The sequence below is a fragment of the Nostoc sp. 2RC genome, assembly GCF_014222165.1.
GTDB classification, from domain to species: Bacteria; Cyanobacteriota; Cyanobacteriia; order Cyanobacteriales; family Nostocaceae; genus Nostoc; species Nostoc linckia.
Window position 1 is genome coordinate 1 of the sequence record NZ_JACKZU010000346.1, and the last position, 8,789, is coordinate 8,789.

Annotated in this window: 7 protein-coding genes; 5 read left to right on the top strand and 2 right to left on the bottom strand. The window is 40.8% G+C overall.

Features of this window, described 5'->3' with window-relative positions; genetic code table 11:
- Nucleotides 1-47: 47 nt before the first annotated feature.
- Together GNE10_RS27855 and budA are read right to left on the bottom strand one after the other, a co-directional pair.
- A complete protein-coding gene (locus GNE10_RS27855; RefSeq protein WP_185568810.1) occupies nucleotides 48-449 on the bottom strand; it encodes a VOC family protein in 402 nt (133 codons plus the stop codon).
- An 18-nt stretch (nucleotides 450-467) separates the two neighbouring features.
- Nucleotides 468-1,247, bottom strand: a complete 780-nt coding sequence (budA, locus tag GNE10_RS27860) for an acetolactate decarboxylase (protein ID WP_185568811.1) — start codon at nucleotides 1,245-1,247, stop codon at nucleotides 468-470.
- A 551-nt stretch (nucleotides 1,248-1,798) separates the two neighbouring features.
- On the opposite strand from budA, the gene GNE10_RS27865 reads away from it, so the two are divergent.
- From GNE10_RS27865 to GNE10_RS27885, 5 genes are all read left to right on the top strand, one after another.
- The gene (locus GNE10_RS27865) at nucleotides 1,799-3,103 is read left to right on the top strand and encodes an MFS transporter (RefSeq protein ID WP_185568813.1); all 1,305 of its coding nucleotides are present in this window, start codon (nucleotides 1,799-1,801) and stop codon (nucleotides 3,101-3,103) included.
- An 890-nt stretch (nucleotides 3,104-3,993) separates the two neighbouring features.
- Nucleotides 3,994-5,811 (top strand): vanadium-dependent haloperoxidase, encoded by a 1,818-nt coding sequence (locus GNE10_RS27870; RefSeq protein ID WP_185568815.1) that lies wholly within the window; start codon nucleotides 3,994-3,996, stop codon nucleotides 5,809-5,811.
- A gap of 478 nt (nucleotides 5,812-6,289) precedes the next feature.
- Nucleotides 6,290-7,237: a zinc-binding dehydrogenase gene (locus tag GNE10_RS27875; RefSeq protein WP_185568817.1), complete on the top strand. Its 948-nt coding sequence runs from the start codon at nucleotides 6,290-6,292 to the stop codon at nucleotides 7,235-7,237.
- A gap of 91 nt (nucleotides 7,238-7,328) precedes the next feature.
- Nucleotides 7,329-7,709, top strand: coding sequence for an inorganic pyrophosphatase (locus tag GNE10_RS27880; RefSeq protein ID WP_185568818.1), 381 nt, complete (start codon nucleotides 7,329-7,331; stop codon nucleotides 7,707-7,709).
- A gap of 138 nt (nucleotides 7,710-7,847) precedes the next feature.
- Nucleotides 7,848-8,669: an SDR family oxidoreductase gene (locus GNE10_RS27885; RefSeq protein ID WP_185568820.1), complete on the top strand. Its 822-nt coding sequence runs from the start codon at nucleotides 7,848-7,850 to the stop codon at nucleotides 8,667-8,669.
- The last annotated feature ends 120 nt before the right edge of the window (nucleotides 8,670-8,789 follow it).

Sequence of the window (8,789 nt, forward strand, 5' to 3'; positions counted from 1 at the left end):
CCCTTACCCCTTTCCCTTTCCCCCATACCCCATACCCCATGCCCAAATTAAACCTCTCTACCCCCTGTATGCGAGGAATTAAAGGTCAATATGTAGCCATCTGGCCCAGTCAAGGTGAATGAACTGTGGATTCTGCCTGGTTCGATTTCGGAAACAGTTAGTCCCTGCTGTGTTAAAGCATCTCTAGTGGCAAAAACATCATCTACCATCAAGTCAAAAGGTGCTTTGGTTCCAAAAGTAATTGGCTCTGGTGTTGTTCTCAAAACTAAGTGCGTTCCTCCCCGTAGTTCTAAAACAGCTACATGTTCTGATTGTGTAATTAGCCGCAGCCCTATTTTGACAAAAAATTTGCTAGCCTCAGGCACATTACTCACATAAAATCTCACATGACCAATGGCCACAGGGGGACGAGTATCTTTTTCTTTGGCAATAGTTTCTGATAGTGGCATGGATTCGATCCAAAATATTTACTTAATACTCGGTGTGCCATCTCCCAAATCAGCTTGCTCAAATTCAGCAGTTTTGGGCAAATTTATCTCAACATCTGACAGAGTATCAATTTCTACTTTAGCATTTTGAAACTGCCCATCTAAAATATGTCCTCCAGTTCTCCGATTTGCAGTTAAAAAATGAAAATGATATCCCCTGACATTTACTCCTTCCATATATTTGGGTGTACGAAATCCTACTAAAGTGCCATTTACGTTCCTTAACTCGAACACTGATTGTTCTTTGAGGGCATCTGCCAAAGGTCGGTAGGGCGGGGTTTGCTTGGGAACGCTTCTAAATTTTACATAAGGAAAATTACCTTGAATACGAATTGCATAAGGATAATTTTTAGTGGATAGGCGCTGATCCAAAGATGATTGCAATTGCTGATAAGTCATCTGTCCTTCTAAACGAATTAATTTTTCTGGTTTAAAAAAGGTAATTGTGGCAAAAGGACTGGCAACGTCATCAGGAATAACAGAGGCAACACCGTCAGCTTTAACTTGGTAAAACTTACCATCTAATCCAATCATTTCTCCATCAAGATAATTGACTGTACCCAAACCAAAATCACCGTATTTTTTCAACTGCTGAAAATTAGTTTTTCCCTCATAAATTCCTACTGACAAGGCGCTAATTGTAGATGTTTGAAATAGTGTATTGGATGATGTATGCGCCTGAGTTTTTTCTGATATCATCACGCCTAGTAAGGTAATGATGGTTAAAATAGCTATCCAAAAATAACGCTTGAGTTTCATAAAATAAAACAGATAAAGGGTATTGGGTATGGGGCATTAAAAAGTCACGCATTTAAAAGTTAAAAGTTCTTGAATGCGTGAATTTTGTTAGAGCCACGATTCGCCGTGTCCGCGAGCGTTATGCAAGAATTTTGAATTGATTTGTCTCCCCATCCCCCTGATATGCTTGTTCTGCGATAATTGTCGTTCCTTAACAGACATGATATGATGCTTATTCACCGTGTATTAATTGTTTGAGTGACTTTTTTTCAGCAGATACTAAGGATGCAAACTTTCTGTTAATCTAACATTAAGCAAAGTTAACTATTGCTTGGGACTTGTAATGTACAAGGGTAGCTGACCTTTATCAAAAACATTCTTTCTGAGGACTTTGTATAAGTCTTCGAGATTCCTCATGTTGCTGATAACAAGAGGATAAAATTGTTGTCTTTTTATTGGGAAGACTATAAAAGCATCGGGTAATGCATCTTGGATTGATAATGCGTCTATATCAATCTTGGATTAGTTGTAGAAAAACATGGTTAGAAACATTGTCAAACAGGGAAAAGCTGATGTTACCAAGTAATAGAGAAAAATTTTCAAAAGACAAATTAAAATTTGTGTCTTTTGAACTTCCACCGGCTCTAAAATCTCCGAATGTTGCTTGTTTTGTTATTGGTGAGAGCTTATCTTTTTTTGGCTCTTGGATGACACAAATTGCTTTAGTATGGTTAGTTTACCAATTAACTAATTCAGCTATCTTAGTAGGTATAGCAGGATTTACAAATCAAGCTATGGGCTTGATTATTACACCTATAGTAGGAGTGCTATTGGATCGTTGGAACTTAAGATATGTTTTACTTACTACTCAGCTAACATCTATTGTTTTATCTTCTACATTAACGTTTTTAACTATTAGCGATCGCATTAATGTCACCTGGATTATTATCATTGGTACTCTTCAAGGAACAGTGAAAGCTTTTGATTTACCAGCACGTCAGGTAATTATTCCCAGACTGGTGGATAAAAAAGCAGATATTTACAGTGCTATGGCCTCTCATTCCTTTTTAATTAACACTGCTAAGTTTGTCAGTCCCATGATTGGGGGTTTACTAATTGCAACTTCTGGAGCAGCTTCCTGCTTTTTGGTGGATAGTATTAGCTATTTGCCGTTCTTATCTGCTATCTTAACCATCCAAGTCAAGCCTGTTCTCAACAAACTATCAGATCGCAAAGCTAAAATTTGGCAAAATCTCAAAGAAGGCTTTGTTTTTGCGTATGATTTTTTTCCTATAAAAGCTGTATTAGGATTACAAATCGTCATTTGTTTTATGGCAATGACACATGTAAATCTAATGCCTATATTTGCTAAAGAAATTTTACATGGCGATGCTAAGACTATGGGTTTTCTGATGACAGCTTCAGCACTTGGTTCTATAGTTTCAGGATTTTATTTAGTTTTCCGAAAACAAGCCGTAGGCTTAGAAAATATTGTCGCCCGATCGGCGGCAATTTTAGGATTATCTTTAATCATCTTTTCCCGCATCCAAAATTTAGAAACTTGTCTAATATTTATGTTTATTATAGGGATGAATACTAGTTTAACTCTAGCTTCAATTAGTAATTTTATCCAACTAGTTATTGTTGATGAAAATAAAAGAGGTAGAGTCACAAGTATATTTACAACAGGTTTTTTAGGAATTCTACCTTTCGGTAATTTATTCTTTGGAGGACTGGCCGATCGCATCGGTGTAACTAATGCTTTATTATTTGGTGGTGCTTGTTGTATTATCGGAGCGTATTTCTTTAGTAGAAAACTCGACACCATTAAAAGAATAGTACATCCAATTTATGTAGATATGGGCATAGTTAGTTAGTCAAAGGCAATGGGTAATAGACTTCTCAGAGAAGTCGTGAAAAGGGTAAGGGGAAAGGGGGAAACGTTTGGTATTTTGCCTTTTCCCAATAAAGATGCATCCCTTTTCCCACAAGAGTGCAAAAAGTACTTTTGCAAGAGTTCTAATACGTAATGGGCAATGGGCAATGGTTAATCGCCTGTTACCTGTTGCCTTTTGGCTTAAAAAACAACTTGACTTTTCAAGAAAACTCAAATTACTAGCTAAATTGTTGTCAAAACTACTTGATTTTCACAGGTGTTTGTGAGAAAGTCTGATTTAACAACTACAAACATCGGTAAATCGATAGTTTTACAGTATATTAGCAATCTAACTGGAAAAAATTGTGGTTTGAACTGTGCGATCGCTGCAATAGTTCAACCACAGCGTATGCTATTGATTTCATGAAAGCTGTAGGTGTAAAAGTTATGCCATCGATTGTTGAATAGCATAACTAAAGACTCAAAGTCATAACTAAGAGTGCAAATTACTTTCTAGTAAAGTGGCTCTAGGTTTGATAAGTAATTCACTAAAACTATTCTCTCCTTAAATTGGTGAGTGTTTCAAATACAACAGATTTCAACTTAGTCAAGTTACAGCATTAGGGAACTCCAAAAAATAAATTGTTCCGATTTAGGTCGTTGGCTGCTGACTGTCAACGGTCAATGGTCAAGGCTTCGACTCCGCTCAGCCTTGACCCTGAGCGAAGTCGAAGGGTCAACAGTATTCTGTGGAATATTTTTTTATTTGGAAGTCCCTTAAGTGTGTTTTATTTCTGAATTCTCATTTCTGTTGTATACCACCTGAAACTACTCATTGGTTCGCTCACGGCTGAATTTTTGTATTGTTTTTGCCAGTGGAGATATCTTCTAATGCAACTAGATCCCAATTCCGATCAAAATTTTGGTCAAGATGGTCAAACTCAAAGTGAAATCAAGCAGCCTCAGGAATCCAAACTAAGTCGCACAAGACGCTTCTTTTTTAGCCGTAGTAGACGTTCATTTCTTGGTCGCGTCGGTTTATTTACAGTCGCCAGCACCGTTGGAGGAGTTTTAGGTTCAACTGTATCTTCCAAAAAAGCAGGAGACATTGCCCAAGCCACTAATCCTTCTGATGGAAAACTAAACTTCAACTATCAGAAGTTTGTTAATAAAGCTTTTCAAGTGCGTGTTGAAGCAGCAAGGCTCGAAAATAGTATTCCCATTCCGCCGCATCCCACCAATGGTGATGAGAGGCGATATGCCAACAAAATTGGCTCCGACAGTAGGGGACTACCCCACGATGCACGGGGTGAAGTCAAATTGGATGCTTACAACTCTTTGACTAAAGCACTGACAACGCTAAATCCAGATGATTTTGAAAAAATTATCTTGGGTGGCACCAGAAAACTAGTAAATCCCCAAGGGCCTCTAGCAATTAGCTTAGAAGGTATCAATGCAGCTCAGATAGCAGTACCACCACCACCAGCTTTACTTAGCGCACAAAGAGCTGCTGAAGCTGTTGAAATCTATTGGCAAGCCTTACTGCGTGATGTACCTTATTCCAAGTTTCAAAACAACACAGACGACCCAAAAGTTTTGGCAGCTGTGGCAGACCTGAATAAGCTTTCGGCGTTCCGAGGCCCAAAACAAAATGGCCTTGTGACCCCTGAAACTTTATTTCGTGGTAGCGTCAACTATGTCGATCGCAGTGATAGCTCTGGTAAAAAGATAAAATATGTAACTCCCCCAGGAGTACTAAACGGCCCTTACATATCACAATTTCTCCTGCGGACTATTGTTTGGGGAACTCAGTTTGTTTCTCCACTAATTCGTACCGCTCTTCCTGGCAATGACTTTCTGATTGATTTCAATGAATGGCTGACTGTGCAAAATGGAGGTAGTTCAGGGAAATCAATTAACTACGATCCTGTTAGCCGTTACATAGTCACGGTTCGCGATTTAGGTGAGTATGCTCATATTGGCGGCCCTACCTACCTGGGAGCCTCCTTGATTCTTGGTAGTATCGGCGCACCATTAAATCCAGGCAATCCCTACGTTAATTCCTTGACGCAAGTTGGTTCTGCTGCCACCTTTGCTGTTGGACAATTACAAGCCTTGCTCAACTTGGGTACTTCCCGTGCCATTAGAGCATCATACTGGCAGAAGTATTATGTACACCGCATTCTCCGCCCAGAAGCCTATGGTGGACTAGTTTACAACAATATTGTCAATAATACCCAGTATCCTATTCATCCTGAAGTCTTAAATTCCGAAGCTTTAGCTTCCACCTTCAGAACCTTCGGTACTTATTTGTTACCTCAAGCATATCCAGAAGCTTCACCACTCCATTCTTCCTATACCGGTGGTGCTGCGGTTACTGCTGCTGTCAATGTCACACTCCTAAAAGCATTCTTTGACGAGAACTATGTTATTCCCAACCCAGTCATACCCGACCCCAATGACCCCACAAAAGTAATTTCCTACACCGGCGCGCCTTTGACCGTAGGCGGTGAGTTAAATAAACTAGCAACAAACTATGCCATTGGTCGTGGCAATGGCGGTATTCATTGGCGTTCCGATGGTTCAGCTGCCTTAGCTTTGGGAGAAGAAGTTGCCATTAGCCTGCTTCGGGATGAAAGACTCGGTTACAACGAAAGATTTAGGGGATTTACCTTTACTAAATTTGACGGGACAAAGGTCACGGTGTAGGGGGAGTGATGAGTAAATATCTTGCAAAAGTTACTTTTGCAAGAGGGGGAAAGGGAAAAGGTTAAAGGGAAAAGGGTTTTGATTTGCCCTTTCCCCTTTACCCCTTACCCTTTTCCCCACTTCTCTTAGAAGTCTAGTGATGACTGATGACTGGGAGTTATTCGCCTTATTTCTTTGTCTACTCTGCCCCCTGCTCCTTTTCCTCTTCGTTCACAGTCAACAGTCAACAGTCAACATACTTGCAAATCTTTTTGTCAGATGCTTGATTGTTATAGTTTTCTGTGATAATTTTCCTTTTACGTACTAAAAACTACGGTTAATCGATATATTTATTGTAGTTTTAGATATGATTGGCCTAGTTGCAGAAATTTAAAGCGAAGAAAAAATAAGTAACCTATCAAGTCAATCTGTCGATGTATTGCAAGCGCTAAATTGGAACCAACGATCTAGAAATTAACCTCTAAGCCAGGGGAACCTTATGAGCAAAATACGTGCTGTAATTGTTGACCCCAATGTGCCAGGGCGTTTGGCACTCAGTGAAGTGACTGCACCACAGCCTGCTTCAGATGAAGCTTTAGTACGGGTAGCAGCAATTTCCTTGAATAGGGGTGAGGTGAAGCGTTCAACCACTGCTGAAGCTGGCTGGCAACCTGGCTGGGATTTGGCTGGCGTTATTGAAACTCCTGCCATTGATGGGTCTGGGCCTCCCAAAGGAGCGCGTGTAGTTGGCTTACGTCGTAGCGGTGCTTGGGCAGAACTTGTGTCTGTTCCTACCAGCGCTCTAGCAGAAGTACCCCCATCAGTATCCTTTACTGAAGCTGCTACATTGCCCGTAGCAGGTTTAACTGCGTATCATGCCGTACTCAAAGGCGGTTCAGTTTTAGCTAGGCCTGTTTTGGTTACAGGTGCATCCGGAGGCGTTGGTTACTTCGCTATCCAATTGGCACGATTATCAGGGGCGCAAGTCGTGGCACACATTCGTCAAGCTGGCTATGAGACTTTAGTCAGAAAAGCAGGGGCACAGTCAGTGGTGATTGGTGAAGACCTTTCACCGGCAAGGGAATACGGGCCTTATCATCTGATTGTAGAGTCCGTAGGTGGCAAGACTTTGGGTATAGCCCTTGGCCTATTGGCTCAGGATGGAAAAACTGTGCTGTATGGAGTATCAGGGGGAGCCGAAGTAACCTTTAACGCTGCTCAATTTTTCGGGACTGGTGGCGTGAGTTTGTATGGTTTACGTCTGTTCGATGAACTGAGATTTGAATCAGCAGCGGTGGGTCTAAAACGGCTTTTGAGTTTAGTAGAAGCAGGTCAGTTGCGTCCTCACATTGATTTAGAAGCTTCTTGGACAGAAATAGCTGACGTAGCCCAAAAATTACTCGATCGCAGTTTCCCTGGTAAAGCTGTATTGCACATTTCCAATTGAGAATTAGCGAATAATTCCTAATGGGCTACGCTAACGTAATTCGTAATTATTTTCTTTGCTTAGAACTAAATTCATGTATGGAGTAATAATTATGAGTTACGAATTAGCAATTAATAATTCTGCTGATTTTTGGTTAAAACTAGACCAGCTTGTAACTACTAGTAATTTGAAAATAGATCGTCCAAAAGGTACATCACATCCACGCTATTCATCCTTAATTTATCCATTGGATTATGGATACTTGGAAGATACTCGTTCTGGAGATAAAGATAACATAGATGTTTGGCTAGGAAGCCTGTCTGGCAAAGTAGTAACCGCTTTGATATGTAGTGTTGATTTAGAAAAGCGAGATACAGAAGTCAAGATACTTGTAGGCTGTACATACCAAGAAAGTAGAGAAATTTTGAACATTCATAATATAGGTTTTCAATCAGCAATATTATTGGTTCGGGATGAGGTAGTTGCAGTTTAGAAAATAGTTGATTTGATAAAATCACAACTTCTGAGCCTGAAAAAGATTCTGAAAAAAATTACTAAACCAAAATTTACCAATCCGATACCAAATATAAAATCCAAAATCTAAAATCCAAAATCAAAAATCCAAAATCGTATGAGTTTAGAACTACAACTATCAGGCAAAACAGCAATCGTTACAGGAGGAAGTGCCGGCATTGGCTTAGCGATCGCCAAAGCTTTGTATAGTGAAGGTGTGAATGTAGCGATGTCTACGACTGGCTACGCCTACGCAGCTCGTAACCCAGAACGACTAGAAAATGCGGTCAGTGCCATCCAATCCTTACCCACCACAGGGGCAAAAGTCATCTCCATCAGTGCTGATTTGACTCAGGCCGAAGATGTAGAAAAAGTTGTGTCAACAACTCTGGCACAGTTTGGTCAGATTGATATTTTGATCAATAACGCCGGTTCAGCCCGTGCCGGCTCATTCCTCGAACTGAGCGACGATGTATTGTTGGACGCTTGGAACTTAAAACTATTGGGCTACATTCGCTTAGTCAGAGCCGTTGTACCCCATCAAAAAAATCAAGGCGACGGACGCATAGTCAACATCATCGGTGGTGCAGGACGGACACCCCGCCCTGGCTTTGTTCCTGGTGGTACCACCAACGCCGCCCTACTCAACTTTACAAGAGGAATTTCTAAAGAGTTAGCCCAATACAACATCCGAATCAATGCCATTTCACCTGGTGCTACCGCCACAGAACGAGCCGAACGCTTGGCACAACAAAACGCCCAAGCACGTGGCATCACCGTAGAACAAGCCAAGGCAGAAACCATTCAAGGCATTCCATTAAAGAGAATTGCTCAACCAGAAGAAATTGCATCCCTGGCTCTATTTTTAGTTTCAGACCTTGCCGCATCAATTACAGGAGCAGAGATTCTCGTTGATGGCGGTTCTACGCCTGGTGTTTAGGGAGATGAGGGAAAAGGGAAAAGGGTAAAGGGAAAAGGGTAAAGGGTAAAGGGTAAAGGGTAAAGGGTAAAGGAATAAATTTAATGTTTCCCCATACCCAATGCCCAATGCCCCATGCCC

Coding starts and splice junctions, on each gene's coding strand:
- GNE10_RS27870 (WP_185568815.1), top strand. CDS start 3,994: ATGCAACTAGATCCCAATTCCGATCAAAATTTTGGTCAAGATGGTCAA.
- GNE10_RS27855 (WP_185568810.1), bottom strand. CDS start 449: ATGCCACTATCAGAAACTATTGCCAAAGAAAAAGATACTCGTCCCCCT.
- GNE10_RS27885 (WP_185568820.1), top strand. CDS start 7,848: ATGAGTTTAGAACTACAACTATCAGGCAAAACAGCAATCGTTACAGGA.
- GNE10_RS27875 (WP_185568817.1), top strand. CDS start 6,290: ATGAGCAAAATACGTGCTGTAATTGTTGACCCCAATGTGCCAGGGCGT.
- budA (WP_185568811.1), bottom strand. CDS start 1,247: ATGAAACTCAAGCGTTATTTTTGGATAGCTATTTTAACCATCATTACC.
- GNE10_RS27865 (WP_185568813.1), top strand. CDS start 1,799: ATGTTACCAAGTAATAGAGAAAAATTTTCAAAAGACAAATTAAAATTT.
- GNE10_RS27880 (WP_185568818.1), top strand. CDS start 7,329: ATGAGTTACGAATTAGCAATTAATAATTCTGCTGATTTTTGGTTAAAA.